Genomic DNA, 17,609 nt, shown 5'->3' with positions numbered 1-17,609 from the left:
ATAGTGCTGACTCTCTACAGTACAGAAGGGTGCCATCTATGTGAGATGGCATTCCAACTCACGGAACAGTTAAACATTAGCCATCACGTCAACGTTGTTGACATTGCATTTGATGATGAGCTCTTTTCCCGTTACGGGGTCACTATTCCGGTGCTCAAATTTGAAAGCTCTGACCTTTCTCAAAGCTCAGAGCTTAACTGGCCATTTGGCTTGTTAGAACTTAATGATTGGTTAAAGAAGAATGGCATTACTTACAATTCATAATGGGCAATTAGCGTTTGGTGATCACCCATTATTAGATCGTGCGGACTTCGTGCTGCAAGAAAACGAACGTGTATGTTTAGTAGGGCGCAATGGCGCTGGTAAGTCGACATTGATGAAAATCCTATCTGGAAACATCATCATGGACGACGGTAAGATGCAAATCACGCAAGATGTGGTTGTGTCTCGTCTAGAACAAGATCCACCGCGTAATGAAGAAGGCACCGTTTATGATTACGTTGCTGGTGGCCTAGCGGAAATCGGCGAACAATTGAAGATCTACCATGATCTTCTGGATCTCATCGGCGCTGACCCAAGTGAAAAGAACCTAAACCGTCTTACTCGCGTTCAAGAACAACTGGATCATGCTAATGCATGGCGTTTTGAAGATCGTGTAAGTAACGTATTGGCAGCACTTAAGCTGACTGCTGAAACCAAACTGACAGATTTGTCTGGTGGTTGGCAACGTAAAGCGGCACTTGCTCGTGCGCTTGTATGTGACCCTGACGTGCTTCTACTCGACGAACCGACTAACCACTTGGATGTTGCAACCATTGAATGGTTAGAGGGCTTCCTGAAAGACTTCCGCGGTTCAATCATCTTTATCTCGCATGACCGTGCGTTCATTAAATCGATGGCAACACGTATTGTCGATCTTGATCGCGGTAAATTGAGCTCTTTCCCGGGCGATTACGAAAATTACCTTGTTGAGAAAGAAGAGGCGCTTCGTGTTGAAGAAATGCAAAACGCTGAATTCGATAAGAAGCTTGCTCAAGAGGAAGTTTGGATTCGTCAGGGCATCAAAGCTCGTCGTACTCGTAACGAAGGCCGTGTTCGTGCGCTTAAGAAGCTACGTGAAGAACGTTTGAACCGTCGTGAAGTGCAGGGCAAAGCGATTATCCAAATCGACGATGGCCAGCGTTCAGGCAAGATTGTATTTGAAGCTGAGAATCTTAACTTTGGCTTTGAAGGCAAAGAAATTGTTAAGGACTTCAGCTTCAACATCATGCGTGGCGATCGTATCGCTCTGATTGGTCCTAACGGTTGTGGTAAGAGTACGGTACTTAAGCTGCTTCTTGACCAGCTTAAGCCTGATTCAGGTCGTTTGCATTGTGGTACTAAGCTTGAAGTCGCTTACTTTGACCAATACCGCGAAATTCTAGACCCTGAGAAGTCTGTAATTGATAACCTCGCGGATGGTAAGCAAGAAGTGACCGTAGGTGGCCGTGAGCGTCATGCTCTAAGCTACTTACAAGATTTCTTATTCTCTCCAAAACGTGCTCGCACTCCTGTTAAAGCACTATCTGGTGGTGAGAAAAACCGTCTGTTATTGGCGCGTATTTTCCTTAAGTCGAACAACTTGTTGATTCTCGATGAGCCAACCAACGATCTAGATATCGAAACTTTGGAACTTTTAGAAGATTTGCTTGCCAACTATCAGGGTACGCTGCTTTTAGTGAGTCACGATCGTCAGTTTGTTGATAACACAGTGATGACAAGTTGGATCTTTGAGGGTAATGGCGTTATTGAAGAATTTGTTGGTGGTTACCACGATGCTCAGCAGCAAAGAAAGCAAGCATTAGAGTACCGACAGGTTGAAAAGCCATCAAAGCCTGAGAAAGTAGTTGAGGAAACTCCCAAAACTGCGCCAGTTAAGGCTAAACCTAAGAAGTTATCGTATAAGCTACAACGAGAACTAGAAGCGCTACCAATGCGTTTGGAAGAATTGGAAACTCAAATTGAAACTCTTCAGGAAGAAGTCAACGATCCAAGCTTCTTTTCAAAATCTGTAGAGCAGACACAACCAGTTTTAGATAAGCTATCTGCAGCAGAGCAGGAGCTTGAAGTTGCTTTTGAGCGCTGGGAAGAGCTCGAGGCACTACAACAGGAAAGTTAAGAAGTAATAATGACTTGTACTAAATTTAAATTAACAACAGTTGCAGCGCTAGTTTTGGCTGCAACCAATGCCAACGCTGCACTTTACAAAGTAGTTGAAGTAACGCCTTCGATTACAGGTGCATCTGAAATCTTTGGTGTAGCGATTCAGCCAGCAACAGTTACAGACACTGAAAGTTGTTTTACGACTGGTACCGTTGGCGGAGTTGCATGTGATAGCTTTAAATTGGCTGGTGAAACTCGCAATACGGTCGAGGCTGTAAGTTATCGTGAAGAAGTACCATTCGCGATGGACGCTCCGTTCCAATACATCCAAGAGTTCGATGATTTCGAAAACTATTGTTATCGAGAGCTAAGATACTCTACATGTGAGAGTTGGGCGCAAAACCGTTGGAATGATACTTGGAGTAAGGAAAGGTTCGACCTAACTTACGTCAATGCAAAAGCATTTGTAGAAGGTGGTGATACATTTACGAGTCGAAATACTGTCATTAACTCACTGTATGCCAAATCTGCGACAGAAGTTGAACCTTTGGGGGTAAAATCTGAAGGTGGTATCCGTAATAATGCGCTTCACACCGACTCCGTTGCTCCAGATGGTACTTCGGAAACTCGTGCGTGGCGTGCGATAAAAGCGAGTAACGGCAAAGTTTACAATGTAGGTAGTGTCTCTGAAGAGTTTGTTCCGACTGATACATCAGAACCAGATAAGGCCTATGCTTCTAAAGCGGCGATCTGGGACGGTACTACGACCAAAGAAATCGATTGGATTCGCAGCGGTGACGCTAAACAAGGTGATTACTTTGCTCAAGGCAGTATGCGTTCAATCGTTGAATCAGGTTCTGGTTTTTACGGTGTTGGCTATAATACTGCAGATGGTAATGGTGACCTACAAGACATGAACGCCAGTGTTTTTGTGAGTGACTCATTAGATCTTACTGGTGCAACATGGACGACTACACAGATTAGCGGTGCAGAGGTTAAGTCAGGCTCGTCTAACGACGATGCTAGATACAGTAACTCTGTAGCGACTGACATCAACGATAATTTGTTCGCTGTTGGTTATTCTAAGCGTAATGGTTATGTACCAGAGAGTGGTAGTGCAGGTAATAAGCCTTTCGTTGTAACCGATGCCAAAAACCCAACAGCAACGTACTTGTCTGGTGGTATCTTCTTTGGTGGTTCGAGCGGTGAAGCTAAAGCAGTTAACAACTTTAATGAGTTTGTTGGCCAAATAGATGCAGAAACCACTCGTGAGGTTGATGGTAGTGAGCGTAGACATAGAGGCTTTATCTACCCATACAATGTCGACTCCTCGAAAGATGAGCGTCGTGTAGACATCTTTAATGGCCAAGCTTGGTGGTTAGATGATCTAACAAATGACGGCAACGCGTCTGGAGATAACAACAAGTTCCGAATCATTGATGCTACTGACATTAACGATGCTGGTGTGATCTCTGCTACTGCTATCAAATGTACAGTTGGAGGAACGACTCAACCGTATGACACAACTTCTCACAACTCATACTGTGGTGGCGCTGCGTCTAACGCAGTAGAAGAGGTGGTAGCCGTTAAACTGGTTCCAATTGTTGGTGCTACTAAAGCTGATATCCAAACTCGTAGTGCCGATTCAGAAAAAGTCGATCGCCAAGGTGGTAGCCTAGGTTGGTTGACTTTGACTGTGCTTGGTCTGTTAGGGTTCCGCAGAAAATTTAAATAATTTTATCTCTTGAGCCCGAGTTCACAATTCTGAACTCGGGCTTTTTTTCGCCTTGAGAAAAGTGAAAATCTGATCGATTCTTAAAGTTGGAGTCACAAAAACTCCGTAAAGTTGTAATCATTGTATGTTAGTAAATGTAACACCCGTATGAGGACTGCACTATGAAGAGACAAAAGCGTGATCGACTAGAACGAGCACAATCTCAAGGCTACAAGGCTGGTTTAAATGGACGGTCGCAAGAAGCTTGCCCATATAGCCAAATGGATTCTCGGTCTTATTGGTTAGGTGGATGGCGTGACGCCAAAGATGACAAGCAATCAGGTCTCTATAAGTAGATAGGGCGTAAAGAATTCAAGGTCAGGGCTCCATTGTCTGTTGATTACAACGGCTGGAGCCTTGTTAGTTTCAGAACAACACAAAGACTCCCAGAGCTATGTAGCATTCTAGTTTCGCTATCATAAGCGTATCGCTGGTGGATTTATCCTGTTTCAAGCTTAATACGGGATACTTTAATGCACTATAACTAAATTTATTGGAACGAAAATAAAGCAGCCATGGGCTGCTTTACTAAAAATCTAACTATTAGATTAGAATGCTGACGTATCTTGGAAAAGGCCAACTTTCAAATCTTTAGCAACGTAGATCTCTTTACCATCAACAAGTACGCGACCATCCGCAAGGCCCATAACTAGACGACGGTTAACAACACGCTTCATGTGGATCTCGTAAGTTACTTTTTTCGCAGTAGGTAGAATTTGACCAGTGAATTTCACTTCGCCAACACCTAGAGCACGGCCTTTACCTTTGCCGCCAACCCAACCAAGGTAGAAGCCAACAAGCTGCCACATTGCGTCAAGGCCTAGACAACCCGGCATTACAGGGTCACCTGGGAAGTGACAATCGAAGAACCATAGGTCAGGAGTAATATCCAGCTCAGCAAGAACTAAACCTTTACCGTAATCACCTTCAGTTTCAGACATCTTAGTGATGCGATCCATCATTAGCATGTTCGGTGCTGGTAGTTGAGGGCCTTGTGGCCATAGTTCGCCTTGGCTTGATGCTAGAAGCTCTTCGCGAGTGTAAGAATCACGTTTGTTTTGCATTATCAATTACTCCGATTTTTGATAGGTGCATATTAGTGAACAGGTGTACGCTAAACAAGTCCGATCAGTACTAGACAAACCAGTTTTTAATGCGTCCAACGATTCCAATAGGGTGCTCATGTCTTTCAAAGTTTTCAATACGTTCCGCGATTTTACTCAGAACGCTTTCTTGTTCATCGTCTCTAAATGGCTTGTTCATAATGAGAGGAATTGCTTCGTCTACATTAGACACAGACCAAATATGGAATTCTTCATTCTTAATGCTTTCAATAAGGTCAGGCTTTAGTGCAAGATGCCTTAAGTTCGATCTTGGAAGGATCACACCTTGTTCGCCTGTTAAGCCGTTGTGCTTACACACATGGTAGAAGCCTTCGATTTTTTCGTTTAGCCCACCAACCGCTTGTACACGACCAAATTGGTCCACTGCACCAGTAACCGCAATTTGTTGATTGATAGGGTATTCAGACAAAGCACTAACCAGAGAACACAACTCCGCAAGAGAAGCACTATCGCCATCTACTTCGCAGTAAGACTGCTCAAATACTACGGAAGCTGCGTATGGCAACGGATCTTCAAGGTTTAGTGCGCTGCTCACAAATGCTTGCATGATCATCATACCTTTAGCATGAAGATTACCACCCAACTCGGCTTTGCGCTCAACGTCGGCAATATCCCCATCACCAAAGTGAATAACGCAGGAAATTCGTGCAGGTTCACCATAAGAGATCGGGTGTCCTGGAACATCGATAACCGTCAGACCATTAACTTGACCAACTTGTTCGCCCTCGGTTTCGATAATGACTTGGCCATCTCGAATATCATCAAGGGCGCGTTCTGGTAGGTAAGATTCGCGGTTATATTTGTGCTGTTGAGCTTGTTGGATATGGTGAATATCAATCTCACCATTGTCGGCTTCAATCAGAGCTTCGTTCAATAATGCATTGTGCCAAATAGGGCATAATGGAATATAGCTTTGATCTTCCGTTTCTCTTGCTCCGGCAGTAAGAATGCCCGTCAACGCTTGTTGCGTGATGGTTGGCAATTCATAGCGTTGTTGAAGCCACTTAAGGTAACCAAGATATTGAGTCAAAGTCTCTTCAGAGAGCTTGATATCTTGTTCAATTTCGCTAAATAGGCAAAAGCCGGTTTGAATATCGCTGTCCAGGTAATCAAGGTCACCTAGTTGAGCTCTGTCTCCAACAACAATCAACTTAATGTTGTAAGTCAAAGGCAAAGTCGGGGATTGGTTCAAGTGCTCTGGATTACTGCTGATTGGTTCTACGGCTTCACCAAGCAGTGCTGATTTAAGCAGTAACCAGCTTCCTGGGTTGGCCAAGATCAAGTTTGCTGAAACGATCAGATAGCCGTTGTTTGCTCTAGCCAGTAGGCCGGGCTTTGTCGCTACAATCTTACCGTCTTTTGACTGAACTTGGTCAAACAGAGAGACAGCATTTAAAGACTCAGTTTTTATAACCGGTAGAGTGTGATCATCTAAAGCAGTGACTAGAGATTCAACAATCATTTGACGATAGATCGAATTGTCTGGAGCGTTTACAAGTAAAACACGCGAAAGGTTAGACAAACGGACAAAGCGGGTTAGCGCATCTTTGAATCTATGTTGAATATCTGAAAACGGGAAAGGCGAGATGTCAGGGAATTGCTCTAATTGAGCGCTATATTCGTCGTACTGAGGCGTAACATGTCGCCAATCTACTTGAGTCATTTAAGTTTCTGATTATGATAATGAGGTAGGGAGTATATAGAAAAACCGATCTCGCTTGTAGCTCTATGTGGTAGTTACTAATCACTAAGCTAATATAAGTATGATCTTGGTCTATTCTTTCAAGATCATAATTGTGAAATAACCCATTCTGGGTTACGCTGTCACTAGGATTAACTCTCGAGATTAGACATGAAATATCAGCAACTTGAAAACTTGGAATGTGGTTGGAAATGGAACTATCTGGTCAAAAAGTGGAAAGAAGGTGAATCGATTACTTGCCATATTGATTCAAGTGAAGCTGACGTTGCTGTTCAAGCCTTATTGAAGCTGGAACACCAGCCTACGGGTGTTCTTGAGTGGATCTCTAACAACATGTCTCCTGAGCTCGATAACAAGCTTAAACAAGCGATCAGAGCTAAGCGAAAACGCCACTTCAATGCTGAACAAGTTCATACAAAGAAGAAATCAATCGACCTTGATTACCGTGTATGGGAAAAGCTATCTCAACGTGCGAACGAGCTAGGTTGTACGCTCTCAGATGCCATCGAGTATTTGGTTAGCGAAGCGTCTCGTAGTGAGCAGGCCAGCAAGACGGTGACTAGCCTCAAAGAAGACTTAAGCAAGCTCCTTTCTGACGATAAATAACCATCAACAGTAGTGGTGACATTATGATGTACGTAATCTTAATCGGTGCGGTATTAGTTTTTTGGTTAGTAGCAGTCGATCGACCGGTATTGAAAATTAAATTTGGCGACGGGGCGATCGAACAAGTTAAAGGGCATCTTCCACCGAGCTTTAAGCACAACCTTCAAGAGATTGGTCATAACAACACCTTTAAAGGCGAGCTAAAAGTGTATGCAAAACGTTCTGGTTACAATCTCAAGTTCACTAAAGATGTTCCTAAAAACGTACAGCAACGTATTCGTAACGTGTTCCCGCATAATGGTTTTAAGTCTAAAGGCTCAAAGAAAGCGTAATCGTTGAGAGTTACGCGTTAGCTGGTCAATCCTCATACTAAGTTAATCCTTCATTTCTCTTAAATCTCCGCATACTGTTCTCACCTTCAACAAAGAGAGAGCAGTATGAGATATCTAGTATTACTATTATGTTTTTTATCCCCAGTCGCTTTTCCCGACGATGCATTGGTTAATCCTGTAGCTAAAAAGATAAAAGTCACCGTCATGAAAGGGCTCAACAAGAGTAATGTTGATTTCGAGGGTTATTGCGATCTGATGATTGAGATGAAGCACTCTAAAGGTTATGCAAGAATCAAAAAGGTGAGAACGTCTGGAGATAGTAAAGTTTGCAAGCAGGCGAAAAAACACCTACCGACGAAGAAAAGGTTCAAATACAGCTTTCCAGAAAAGTATATCCGGCTACATATCACACACTAGCCACTCTCAACGCACTATAACTAAATATCCTTAATTTTATTGAAACAATTTCGTGAACCAATCTCTAATTTCTATTAATATTAGTTTTGTTATAAAGGCAGGATATGCCGATACAAGAGCATTTACGGCAAAGGAAAGTCACGGTTGTTGTTAGCAAATAAAAGTTATACCTCTGAAGTAGTTGAGATCTCAAGGAAGGTCTCAATCAATGTTGAAGCTCGCTTTAATCGATGGTTAATCTCACCTGAATATAAGCTCGCACAATCTACAGTAGACACGTTACTAAGTTTGGAAAATAGGTATTGTGATAGTGTCATATTTGATGAATCTGACCGCATATCTCACAATCAACGTATTTTATTGCGCTGCGAGCAGGATAGAGTCAATGCTCATCGTGAAAAAGTCGACGCGAAGCAACAAACCTTACGATACGTTATCGATGATGTCAGCAATGCCGCTTCTGCGCTAATGCTTGAGAAGCTTCAAGGTACCTTAATAAGTTCGTTGTTTTCAGACTTACCCGATTACAATCAGTTCGCTAGTGTTGCGTATTCGCCATCTTTAAACTTTTCCAAACTCCATGAAATATCCGCGAAAAGTAGGCCATTGAGCTCAAGTTTAATCGAGTTTGTTTCCAATCAAGAGTTTGCAGATAAATATGGAAAGAAATCTAAGGTGATTCTCGATCCAAAAGTTGCAGCACGACAAATAGGAATAGAAAATTGTCGTTTATTGTTCCCATTGTTAATGAGTCAACAGCTGATTAAGTGGAATGATGGCAACATTAAACACATCACACCTAAGGTTTGGCAACACTTGGTCGTGACGTCAAATGCGACTCGAATTCGACTTCAAGAAACGTCGGTTAAAGATCCTAACGTAGGCATTTTACTTGGTGTGTTGAGAGTTCTGCCTTTGTTTTTAATTTGTAACCACTTTTCTTCAACGTTTGAAGACGCATTGGTAAAAACGATGCTTGGTTATCGTGAAGCAAGTGACAAGCATGATGAATATTATGCTTGTACTGAGGTGATGCCAAACACACAGTTTCTTGAATCAATGGTCGAGCAGCTAGAGCTTAAGCTACTAAAAAACCTCGTTGAATTTATAGATTGGAGCCCTGGAAATCAGTTCATCAAGAGGGCACTTCTAGAGGAAGTGAATGACATTCCAGTACTTGAGCGAACGGTTTATGGTGCAGCTTTGGCTCAAGGTAGAAAATATTCTGTTTTCGAGGCGTTAGATAATAGTGAACTATTTAACGTTAAGCACCGACCTTATTGGTTTTCAACTGTTCAAATGTCTATCGTGACGATTGAGCAGATGCAAGATAAAGTACTGGGAAAGCTTACGGTGAACATGTAATAAAAAGAGAGAGTCTCATTAATGTCGCTCTCTTTTTTGTTGCGCTGTAACTTTATGTGAATGTCTTGTTTTGGCGCTAAACAGTAGGATTACACTCTACTTAACTGACCACTTCGAAGGTAAACGACTCTTGCTTTGCTATTGCGTGTTTAACAGGGATACCAAGGCGCTGGCAAGTCATCAGAACTTTCAATTTCCTGTCGGCAGGAGCGTGCTCTGACAGAATCACCGAGCTTAGGCACTCTCTATTAAGGTAGAGTTTATTTCCGATCATCTCGTCATCAGGTAATACCCAGCGGTATTCCTTTTCATAACGCCAATTAGAATGCTTAATTTTGAATATCTCAGCTCCCAGTCTTGATGTTTGTAAACCTCTTAGCGATGTCGGGCGGAACATATTCGGTTCGTCTTCATACTGGACTTCAAAACAGTTGAGATTGGCCTCGCCGTTATAGCAGTTGAGATCATACTCGATACACATGCCTTTAAAGTTGTCACCATACTGCGACCATAGTATTGGGTGGTCGTTCGACTGAGAGAAACACATGATCTTAAAGTTTTGTTGAAGCTCTTTGTTGAATGCGTGGTTAGATTCAAAAGGGTTATTAAAAGTTTTAGCGTAATCAAACCACAACGAACACTCGGAAATAGATTGTATGTTTCTGTCGTGGAGCGATCTGAACTTATAAAGTTTAGGCAACATATCAAACACCTAGTTTACAAAATTGCCTGATGTTAACACTTTAATTTATTTTTAAGGATTGAATGCATAGCATTTGATTGCTTAATCACCAAATTTATTCGTATAACTGTTTGATAGATCAAAATTTAAACACGAAATAGTAGCCTGTTAAAGTGGTTTATCTGGCAGCTGAGCGACAGTAATCTAACATTCGCTTGTTGAAAATAAGATACAACGTAACTTTTATGTTTGGCTTAACTGCTTGAGTTTCAGCATTTGAAAGTTGTGAGGTGAATGTTGTCCATCACGGAGTTATGAATAAGGTTTAAGTTGATTAGTTTTGTATAAAAAGGCGAAGCTCAGATCTTTCCTTGCCATTAGATAGCTATTAACAGAAACATCAATCCCTCAAATTCAACGAGTTATAAATCAACCACCACATGAACATCGAGCGTGTTTTTTTAAGAAGTTTAATGCCAAAGGGCTTGGCCGTCGAAGTATGAAGGATCACGAGGCAACTTACGCAAAGTGATTTCATCTCTTAAGTATAAATTGGCGAAGTTCTTTCGTTTTGTTCCTGATGCCGGCAGTTCTCCCAACACGTTGACAATCCTACTCACTTCTTGTGAATCAAAACTATAGCCTTGCTCAAGAAGCACCTCTAATACAGGGTATAGCTTTTTATATACTCGACTAGCATCCGCTTTTGAGTCTAAACGTGCTTTGATCTTTATTAGTATGGAATCTAATAGTGGTGCCTTTAAAAACTGGCCAAGTACATTGATTTCATTAACTATCACGTTCGCTACATAGCTATTGACGACTAGCTTAATGGAAAAAATGACATAGTACTCTCTAGTAAGTGCATGGCTGCTGAATATTACCATAGGATAAACATTCTCTAAGATGGTTATGCAAACAAAACTTGCACCAATCAAGGTTCGATATTTGGAATTAATAACGTCTACGTTAGCGAACCTTAAGAACAGAGAGACAATAACAATATAACTGATAAGCGACGAAATGAAGGCTATGAGCTGTTCACCTATGGTCGCGTTCATTCCGTAAGCGTTAACGAAAGCCGACCCAATTGTTAATAGTGCAAATAAGATCATCGCTTGTTTTTGATAATTGTTTGTTTGCAAAGTTAGGGCTCCGTTTAATAAAGGCGCGGAGTATAGATGAAACTTGCAAATAATTTTATATCATTGATTTAAAATGGTTATTTTAACTATCCAATCAGTTATTTTGATTAGCTTGATGAGCAAAAAAGCCGTGTATTTGGTGTTTCTCAGTCAAGCTCTGTGCGACTTATGTCAATCGGCTCTTATAGTGTTCTGAAAATGTCTCTTTATGACCTAGGTTCTCTACACCAACCAACATTAGTTCTATCAGGAAGGCTTGAGCCAATTAGACGGCCACAAACGTCCAAGTCGCCATCAATCCGGGCATGCGATTGATTTCGTGGCTTACGATGAAAATAGCAAGGTGACATGGGACTTTAAGTATTATGAAGCCATCAGCAAAGCCTTTAAACAAGCGGCTAGGGAGCTTGATGTCTCTATCATTTGGGGCGGTGACTGGAAAAGCCTTAGAGATGGTCCACATGTTGAATTGAATCGTTTGGTGTACCCATGATTGGCGCATTATTGAATCTTGTGACCGGTGGCGTAGCGACGTATAAGCAGCTCAATCAAAACAAAGCTGAGGCGTTAAAGCGTAAAGATGAACTCGAAAATGAGAAGCATCAGGCGAGGGTACGTCGATTACAAAATGGCGAAGAGCAGGCCAGTAACCTTGATGACATCAGCATTCGAGATAGGGGATTTAAGGATGAATTTATCCTGTTAGTCGTCTTCGTGCCTCTCATCTTGTCTTTCATTCCTAATTACGCGCCATACGTCGAACAAGGCTTCAATGCACTGCAGAACATCCCTAACCCTTATTGGTTTGTAGTCGGTGCTGTTGTGGTTGATACGCTAGGCATGCGCGCCATGCTGCGATACCTACTTGAATACTACGCATCTCGATGGAAAACGAAGTGATGGAGTACCTCGATGCGTTAATCATCGCTTTGATCACAGGTGGAGTCTCAAGCCTTGGCACAATTGCGGCCCTGAAAACAGACATCAACTGGATAAAACGAGTGCAACAAGACCAAGAGCAACGGATACGAAAATTGGAGGATCCCAATGGCTAAGAAAGGTTATATATGCAAAGTCCTAAAACAAAACGGTTGGTTAATAAAAAGAGCTACTTTTTCATAAAGTGGCCCTTTTTATTAGCATTCTATAAGAGCTTGTAGTTTTAGCACCTGGTTTCACATCTAATGATTTAAATCACTGTTATACATAGGGTTGATGTTTATAATTCTTCCTTATAAATCAGATAGCAAGATTCTGTATTTTGATATGGAGTTTTGTCTACTAGCTTTTAGGGTTCAGAGGGAACATGCATATGAGTGAGATTGAAAACGAGATTCCTGAATCAGGAAAAAGTAGCAAAGTCGTTAGAGGTGCTCTTCAAGCAGCCGGGGGCGCTGTCCCATTTGTAGGTGGCGTTTTTTCTGCAATAGCTAGTGCTTGGTCCGAAAATGAGCAGGAAAAAGTAAACAAGTTTTTCCAACATTGGGTTCAAATGTTAGAAGAAGAATTAAAAGAAAAAGAAGAAACTATTGTTGAAATTATGGCGAGATTGGATTTACAGAATCAAGCCATCTCAGAACGAGTTGATAGTCGTTCATATCAGTCGTTGGTCAAGAAGACCTTTAGAGAATGGTCTTGTGCCGAAAGCGAAGAGAAACGGGAATATATTAGAAATATTCTAAGTAATGCTGCGAGTAGTTCTGTTTCAAGTGATGATGTAATTCGTATGTTTATCGATTGGATTGATCAATACTCAGAGATGCATTTTCAAGTCATAGCCGCTATTTACAATAGCAACGGGATAACTAGAGGCGAGATTTGGCACAAGATTGGTAAATGCACGGTTCGTGAAGATTCTGCTGATGCCGATCTGTACAAACTTTTAATTCGTGACTTGAGCACTGGAGGAGTAATCCGACAATACAGGGAAACTGACTATCATGGAAACTATCTAGCTAAGACCCCACAACGCAGGCCAAAAGGCAGCGGACCTAAGCCTCCTGTATCTGCTTTTGATACTGTGGAAGGTTATGAATTAACAGCTTTGGGACAACAGTTCATCCATTATGCAATGACAGATCTTCCATTGAGAATAGAATTCGATTCAACAGGGTTATAGATAACAGTTAACTTGTATTCGCTGCGCGTGTCGAATCGATTTTTTTTAAACATAGCGGGTGTTTAACCTAATATTTTTTGTAACGGAATAATTTAAAATGAGCTGTGAAAATATTTATAAAGCAATGTATTGGTCACGACGTGGAAATCTTAAGGGGTAGGTTCAAAAGGTTATGAAAAGTATCGTTAATGAGCTTGAGAGTCTTGAAGTCGATTTGAATTGGTATTTTGAAGATTCCCATTATTCACGCTTAATGGACTCTCAGTTCAGTGCCATAGTTGAAAAAATCAAAAGAAAACTACGGAAAAATGGTGATGTACACGCAATATCAGATCTTGAAAAGGCACTAAGTTCTATCGAAATGATTACTGGTCAAATTGACTATACAATCGACTTTACAAAAGATATTGAATCAAGCTCACCCCAAAACACCCTAAAGCCAAACGAGCAGTTCCAATTAGTTAATGACATTGCATATCAGTTGCAAAGCACAATGACGACAACAGATATCAATAATTACTTGTCCGCTTTTGGTGTTAGAACTCAAAAAGTAAGTATTGTTCAAAGTAAAAGAGTTTATGTTCAAGAGTTATTAAGTACAGCTTCTGCAGAGCAGGTGTTTGAAATTGCTAGTAGTCTCGATATTCGAGTTCCCAATTCTGGTGTATTCGGTGAATCTACTATTAAGAACTTGATTGAATCTAAAGATTTGAAGTCAATCACCGCTGATTTTAATCGCGCTGTTTCTAACATTGAATTGGACCCTGACCTTGCTATAGCAAGTGCGTCTTCAACTCTCGAGAGTATCTGCAAATGTATCATTGAACTTGAGGAGGGTGAGCTGCCAAAGAAGCAAACTATGTCTCAATTGGTCAGTGATACCTCTAAATTACTCAAACTAAGCCCAAGTGACCATGACAATGGTGAAGTTAAGCGAGTACTAGGTGGTATCCAAAATGTAATGCTTGGAATCGGAGCTCTGAGAACTGGGTATAGCTCGGCTCATGGCCACGGGTTAAAGCGACACCGGCTTAACGTTCGACATGTTCGTATGTTGGTTAATAGTATGGTGACATATGGAACATTTTTTTTAGAAACTTATTTTGAACAGGTCGGAGATAAATAACATTTGTTAAGCGTTACGAACGACTTGTAATTCTTCGTATCGTTGTATTTTTTGCTTAGTAAGTCACGCCCAAAGTATAGAGGTTCAATGAGTAATTGGGAAAAAGCACGAAGATTTAGCCACATCGGTATGTCATCTGATTGCAATCTTTCGTATGCATGGCAGTATCAAAACGCCTATGAAGTTCTTTATAAATCAAATGCTCCCGCAGATACAATAGCTTTACCTATGCTTTATATCATGAGGCATTACCTTGAATTGGCGCTGAAATTTAATATCGACTACTTCCATGAGTATTCAGGTTCTAGGAATATGGTTGGGAAGTCAGTTCACTCACTTAGTTCATTAAGTAATGCATTCAAAGAGCATTGGAAGCTAACTAAAGATCGCTACAATATTACGGTTGAGGATTGTGAGATGCTTCGCTACTTTAGCAATCTAGTGAAGCAATTAGATGAACTTGATAGTTACGCAATTAGTTTTAGATACTCACACGACCGTGAGTTGAACAAGAACTTTCAGTGGTTAGATACTGTTGATGTATACAAATTAAACGAGCTGTTTGAAAGTGCGACTACGTTACTCAATCACTCTGTTGATGTTTTTGGGGACAGTACTGGACTAATGCATGGATTGGTTACGAAAGAACAGCTTATAGAACATGTAAAAGATGGAATTTGATGTAGAGATGTAATCTATATCAAAAAACTTGATTAGCAAAAGGCAGGAGCCCTGTAGGCGCACCTATTTCACATTTGATAGTAAAATCAATAGTCATATCTTATTGCGTAATTTGCATAAGAAGAGGAAACAATGTCAATTTCAGATAAGAACAGAAAAATCCTTTGGGGGAAATCTGGAAATAAATGTGCAATGTGTAAGCATACCTTAGTTTTTGAAGGTACAGAGCAAGACTCCGAATCTATTGTTGGTGAAGAGTGTCATATAATCTCTGGGGCAAAAAATGGTCCAAGAAGCGATCCTCAATTTCCAAGGGAAAAAGTTGATGACGTTTCAAACCTTATATTGCTTTGCAGAATTCACCATAAGCAAATTGACGACCAGGTGGAAACATTTACATCTGAAATACTGAGAACAATAAAATCCAATCATGAAAAATGGGTTGAAGAAAAATTAAAAGACATACCTCAGACTCCAAAAATTAGGATTGTTCGAGATAAGAACCAGATCCCAGAAAAGCTCAATATTGTACATACAGGCAAAGAGATGTTTGAAATCATGTCAGGGTGCGTTGCTTCCTACATGGATTACAGTGATAACCTAACTGATGAAGAGTTAGATTTAGTTGCTAACTTCTTACAAAACATAAAGGATTGGTCTGAGTTCTCTCAGGAGCTAGAACCTATACAAAGAATAGGAGCTATCCGTGACATCGATATGGAACTCGGAGCCCTTCGTGACAAAAGTCTGTTTGCATTTGCTGCCGTTGAAATTCAAAAGTTAGTTGGTGGAGTTAAAGAAGAGTCTCCATTCCCGGTGCTTCACTTGACTATTAATAAGGCAAGTGACCCCAACATATGTTCGGAATAGCATTAGAAACTATACATAACACCAATATGGCGTATATAAATTTAATTTTATCGCCATTTTATGAGAAAAATCGAGAGTTGACATTACATGTTAGATGATAGCCGAAGAAAAATTCTTACGGATAAGATGTTCACCGGAGAAGAAACAGATAGCAATTATATCAACAGCTTGTTTGTTAGGGTTGTAGCTAAGAAAATCGTCTTTAGAAATGTAGATTTCAGATATTGCATATTTGATTCCGCGTATCTAAGGAACTGTGTTTTCGAGTCATGTGATTTTACCGGATGCAAATTTAATAACAGTAACCTTGTTGGTTCTGCATTCAACGGTTGTAAGTTCGATTATGCGACGTTTGAAAAGACACAGATCGATACAGACATTTTATATACGGGGTGTCCAAGCTCAGAGAATTTAAAGTTGAAGTTCGCGCGTTCATTAAGAACAAACTATCAACAACTTGGGGACGCCAAGGCCGCAAACAAAGCTATTAGTATCGAATTAAAAGCAACAGACGATCACCTGTACAAAGCATGGAGCTCAAAAGAACCATACTATAGGAAAAAATATAAAGGAATTCTTAGAGCAACACTTTTTACTGAATGGCTAGAGTTCAAATTGTTAGACTTCATTTGGGGGAATGGTGAAAGTGCATACAAATTATTTAGAGCCGTATTTTTAGTTTTGTTAATGATAACAATGTACGATGTATTTAACTTTGGTGATCCTAACCTTGTAAGTGACTATTGGGCTTCGCTTGTAAAATCACCTCAAATACTGTTTGGCGTCAATGGTTCTGCTTACTATCCAGGATCTTTTCTAGCGATAGTCTTTGCAACAAGGTTAATCATGTTTGGTTTCTTTATGTCGATCATTATCAAGCGTTTTAATAGGAGATAGCTAACTGTGCACATTTATGCTTTTGGTTCCGTGTGTCGGGGAGATATTGACTTAGGTTCTGATGTTGACATGTTAATGGTTGCAAAAGGTCAATTAGAACATGTTAACCCTTCGGACTATTCCATTTATTCATATGAACGAATCCAAGAACTGTGGGAGCAAGGGAACCCTTTTGCATGGCACTTACATTTGGAGTCGAAGTTAGTATTTTCGCAAGATGGCTCCAATTTTCTTCATGAGCTAGGTAAACCTAACCTATATGATAGTGGTAAGGCTGATTGTCTTAAGTTTTATGACATTTTTAACTCAGCTCGTGATTCAATATGTGAATCATCAATGTCCTTAGTCTTCGATCTTTCGACAATTTTTCTTTCAATTAGAAATTTTGCTACATGTTATTCCCTTGGATATTCAGATCAGCCAGATTTTTCGAGGCGCTCTAGCAGTAATCTAGGGGCGTCAAGTTTAGATATAGACAAAGAAGCTTTTAGTATATTGGAATCAGCTAGAATATTATGCACCAGAGGAGTAGGGGAAAACCTTACTCAATCTCAAATCGATATCGCAATTGAAGTCATCCCACAGATAGAAACATGGATGAAGTCCTTAATAAGTAGAATCAAGTGA

At 40.6% G+C, this 17,609-nt stretch carries 20 protein-coding genes and 1 pseudogene; 17 read left to right on the top strand and 4 right to left on the bottom strand.

The genetic code is table 11. The features are described 5' to 3' along the window. The first annotated feature begins 3 nt into the window (after positions 1 to 3). The 4 genes from AB4249_RS08185 (at position 4) to rmf (ending at position 4,212) form a co-directional block, all read left to right on the top strand. A complete protein-coding gene (locus AB4249_RS08185) occupies positions 4 to 264 on the top strand; it encodes a glutaredoxin family protein (protein ID WP_019823251.1) in 261 nt (86 codons plus the stop codon). Further along, positions 242 to 2,158, top strand: a complete 1,917-nt coding sequence (locus AB4249_RS08180) for an ABC transporter ATP-binding protein (RefSeq protein ID WP_372102796.1) — start codon at positions 242 to 244, stop codon at positions 2,156 to 2,158. Before AB4249_RS08185 ends, AB4249_RS08180 begins: the two co-directional genes overlap by 23 nt. A gap of 9 nt (positions 2,159 to 2,167) precedes the next feature. Continuing rightward, positions 2,168 to 3,877 (top strand): DUF3466 family protein, encoded by a 1,710-nt coding sequence (locus AB4249_RS08175; RefSeq protein WP_372102794.1) that lies wholly within the window; start codon positions 2,168 to 2,170, stop codon positions 3,875 to 3,877. A 161-nt stretch (positions 3,878 to 4,038) separates the two neighbouring features. Further along, complete coding sequence (gene rmf, locus AB4249_RS08170) at positions 4,039 to 4,212, top strand: ribosome modulation factor (RefSeq protein WP_017059676.1); 174 nt, start codon at positions 4,039 to 4,041, stop codon at positions 4,210 to 4,212. 252 nt (positions 4,213 to 4,464) lie between these two features. Here the strand turns inward: rmf and fabA are convergent, their stop codons facing one another. Together fabA and AB4249_RS08160 are read right to left on the bottom strand one after the other, a co-directional pair. Beyond that, positions 4,465 to 4,980 carry a bifunctional 3-hydroxydecanoyl-ACP dehydratase/trans-2-decenoyl-ACP isomerase gene (fabA, locus tag AB4249_RS08165; protein ID WP_371724605.1) on the bottom strand — a complete coding sequence of 172 codons (516 nt, stop codon included), beginning with the start codon at positions 4,978 to 4,980 and terminating at the stop codon, positions 4,465 to 4,467. Positions 4,981 to 5,050: 70 nt separating this feature from the next. Then, positions 5,051 to 6,703: an AAA family ATPase gene (locus tag AB4249_RS08160; RefSeq protein ID WP_372102792.1), complete on the bottom strand. Its 1,653-nt coding sequence runs from the start codon at positions 6,701 to 6,703 to the stop codon at positions 5,051 to 5,053. Between the two features lie 189 nt (positions 6,704 to 6,892). Between AB4249_RS08160 and matP the strand changes: the two genes are divergently transcribed. The 4 genes from matP (at position 6,893) to AB4249_RS08140 (ending at position 9,462) form a co-directional block, all read left to right on the top strand. Then, positions 6,893 to 7,348 carry a macrodomain Ter protein MatP gene (gene matP / locus AB4249_RS08155; RefSeq protein WP_010440786.1) on the top strand — a complete coding sequence of 152 codons (456 nt, stop codon included), beginning with the start codon at positions 6,893 to 6,895 and terminating at the stop codon, positions 7,346 to 7,348. A 23-nt stretch (positions 7,349 to 7,371) separates the two neighbouring features. After that, positions 7,372 to 7,680, top strand: coding sequence for a DUF3634 family protein (locus tag AB4249_RS08150; protein ID WP_372102791.1), 309 nt, complete (start codon positions 7,372 to 7,374; stop codon positions 7,678 to 7,680). A 105-nt stretch (positions 7,681 to 7,785) separates the two neighbouring features. After that, complete coding sequence (locus AB4249_RS08145; RefSeq protein ID WP_017059671.1) at positions 7,786 to 8,097, top strand: hypothetical protein; 312 nt, start codon at positions 7,786 to 7,788, stop codon at positions 8,095 to 8,097. A gap of 144 nt (positions 8,098 to 8,241) precedes the next feature. Next, complete coding sequence (locus tag AB4249_RS08140) at positions 8,242 to 9,462, top strand: hypothetical protein (RefSeq protein ID WP_372102789.1); 1,221 nt, start codon at positions 8,242 to 8,244, stop codon at positions 9,460 to 9,462. A gap of 100 nt (positions 9,463 to 9,562) precedes the next feature. On the opposite strand, the gene AB4249_RS08135 is transcribed toward AB4249_RS08140, so the two are convergent. Next, positions 9,563 to 10,165 (bottom strand): DUF2971 domain-containing protein, encoded by a 603-nt coding sequence (locus AB4249_RS08135; protein ID WP_017063853.1) that lies wholly within the window; start codon positions 10,163 to 10,165, stop codon positions 9,563 to 9,565. A gap of 449 nt (positions 10,166 to 10,614) precedes the next feature. Continuing rightward, entirely contained in the window at positions 10,615 to 11,289 is a 675-nt protein-coding gene (locus AB4249_RS08130) for a hypothetical protein (protein ID WP_102333349.1), read from the bottom strand. A gap of 244 nt (positions 11,290 to 11,533) precedes the next feature. Here AB4249_RS08130 and AB4249_RS08125 point away from each other — a divergent pair. The 9 genes and pseudogenes from AB4249_RS08125 to AB4249_RS08085 form a co-directional block, all read left to right on the top strand. Then, a pseudogene (locus AB4249_RS08125) lies at positions 11,534 to 11,782 on the top strand (M15 family metallopeptidase); the annotation flags it as partial. Further along, a complete protein-coding gene (locus AB4249_RS08120) occupies positions 11,779 to 12,189 on the top strand; it encodes a hypothetical protein (protein ID WP_229647985.1) in 411 nt (136 codons plus the stop codon). The pseudogene AB4249_RS08125 and the gene AB4249_RS08120, both read left to right, overlap by 4 nt. Next, positions 12,174 to 12,344 carry a hypothetical protein gene (locus tag AB4249_RS08115; RefSeq protein ID WP_372102820.1) on the top strand — a complete coding sequence of 57 codons (171 nt, stop codon included), beginning with the start codon at positions 12,174 to 12,176 and terminating at the stop codon, positions 12,342 to 12,344. The genes AB4249_RS08120 and AB4249_RS08115 overlap by 16 nt, the downstream gene beginning before the upstream one ends. A gap of 257 nt (positions 12,345 to 12,601) precedes the next feature. Next, positions 12,602 to 13,408, top strand: a complete 807-nt coding sequence (locus AB4249_RS08110) for a hypothetical protein (RefSeq protein WP_372102786.1) — start codon at positions 12,602 to 12,604, stop codon at positions 13,406 to 13,408. A gap of 172 nt (positions 13,409 to 13,580) precedes the next feature. Next, complete coding sequence (locus tag AB4249_RS08105; RefSeq protein WP_372102784.1) at positions 13,581 to 14,534, top strand: abortive infection family protein; 954 nt, start codon at positions 13,581 to 13,583, stop codon at positions 14,532 to 14,534. Between the two features lie 87 nt (positions 14,535 to 14,621). Then, positions 14,622 to 15,215 carry a hypothetical protein gene (locus AB4249_RS08100; RefSeq protein ID WP_372102782.1) on the top strand — a complete coding sequence of 198 codons (594 nt, stop codon included), beginning with the start codon at positions 14,622 to 14,624 and terminating at the stop codon, positions 15,213 to 15,215. A gap of 132 nt (positions 15,216 to 15,347) precedes the next feature. Continuing rightward, a complete protein-coding gene (locus AB4249_RS08095) occupies positions 15,348 to 16,085 on the top strand; it encodes an HNH endonuclease signature motif containing protein (RefSeq protein WP_372102780.1) in 738 nt (245 codons plus the stop codon). A gap of 87 nt (positions 16,086 to 16,172) precedes the next feature. Continuing rightward, positions 16,173 to 16,982 (top strand): pentapeptide repeat-containing protein, encoded by an 810-nt coding sequence (locus AB4249_RS08090; protein ID WP_372102779.1) that lies wholly within the window; start codon positions 16,173 to 16,175, stop codon positions 16,980 to 16,982. Positions 16,983 to 16,988: 6 nt separating this feature from the next. Then, on the top strand, positions 16,989 to 17,609 hold the full coding sequence (locus AB4249_RS08085) for a nucleotidyltransferase domain-containing protein (RefSeq protein WP_102333409.1): 621 nt from the start codon (positions 16,989 to 16,991) through the stop codon (positions 17,607 to 17,609).

Origin of the sequence: Vibrio sp. 10N.261.55.F4 (genome assembly GCF_041470465.1) — a bacterium.
GTDB lineage: Bacteria > Pseudomonadota > Gammaproteobacteria > Enterobacterales > Vibrionaceae > Vibrio > Vibrio crassostreae_C.
This window is presented reverse-complemented; position numbering and strand designations above follow the sequence as displayed.

Excerpts from the sequence above, each read along its gene's own strand:
- AB4249_RS08180 (WP_372102796.1), top strand. The coding sequence starts at position 242 with ATGGCATTACTTACAATTCATAATGGGCAATTAGCGTTTGGTGATCAC.
- AB4249_RS08175 (WP_372102794.1), top strand. The coding sequence starts at position 2,168 with ATGACTTGTACTAAATTTAAATTAACAACAGTTGCAGCGCTAGTTTTG.
- rmf (WP_017059676.1), top strand. The coding sequence starts at position 4,039 with ATGAAGAGACAAAAGCGTGATCGACTAGAACGAGCACAATCTCAAGGC.
- fabA (WP_371724605.1), bottom strand. The coding sequence starts at position 4,980 with ATGCAAAACAAACGTGATTCTTACACTCGCGAAGAGCTTCTAGCATCA.
- AB4249_RS08160 (WP_372102792.1), bottom strand. The coding sequence starts at position 6,703 with ATGACTCAAGTAGATTGGCGACATGTTACGCCTCAGTACGACGAATAT.
- matP (WP_010440786.1), top strand. The coding sequence starts at position 6,893 with ATGAAATATCAGCAACTTGAAAACTTGGAATGTGGTTGGAAATGGAAC.
- AB4249_RS08150 (WP_372102791.1), top strand. The coding sequence starts at position 7,372 with ATGATGTACGTAATCTTAATCGGTGCGGTATTAGTTTTTTGGTTAGTA.
- AB4249_RS08145 (WP_017059671.1), top strand. The coding sequence starts at position 7,786 with ATGAGATATCTAGTATTACTATTATGTTTTTTATCCCCAGTCGCTTTT.
- AB4249_RS08135 (WP_017063853.1), bottom strand. The coding sequence starts at position 10,165 with ATGTTGCCTAAACTTTATAAGTTCAGATCGCTCCACGACAGAAACATA.
- AB4249_RS08120 (WP_229647985.1), top strand. The coding sequence starts at position 11,779 with ATGATTGGCGCATTATTGAATCTTGTGACCGGTGGCGTAGCGACGTAT.
- AB4249_RS08115 (WP_372102820.1), top strand. The coding sequence starts at position 12,174 with ATGGAAAACGAAGTGATGGAGTACCTCGATGCGTTAATCATCGCTTTG.
- AB4249_RS08110 (WP_372102786.1), top strand. The coding sequence starts at position 12,602 with ATGAGTGAGATTGAAAACGAGATTCCTGAATCAGGAAAAAGTAGCAAA.
- AB4249_RS08105 (WP_372102784.1), top strand. The coding sequence starts at position 13,581 with ATGAAAAGTATCGTTAATGAGCTTGAGAGTCTTGAAGTCGATTTGAAT.
- AB4249_RS08100 (WP_372102782.1), top strand. The coding sequence starts at position 14,622 with ATGAGTAATTGGGAAAAAGCACGAAGATTTAGCCACATCGGTATGTCA.
- AB4249_RS08095 (WP_372102780.1), top strand. The coding sequence starts at position 15,348 with ATGTCAATTTCAGATAAGAACAGAAAAATCCTTTGGGGGAAATCTGGA.
- AB4249_RS08090 (WP_372102779.1), top strand. The coding sequence starts at position 16,173 with ATGTTAGATGATAGCCGAAGAAAAATTCTTACGGATAAGATGTTCACC.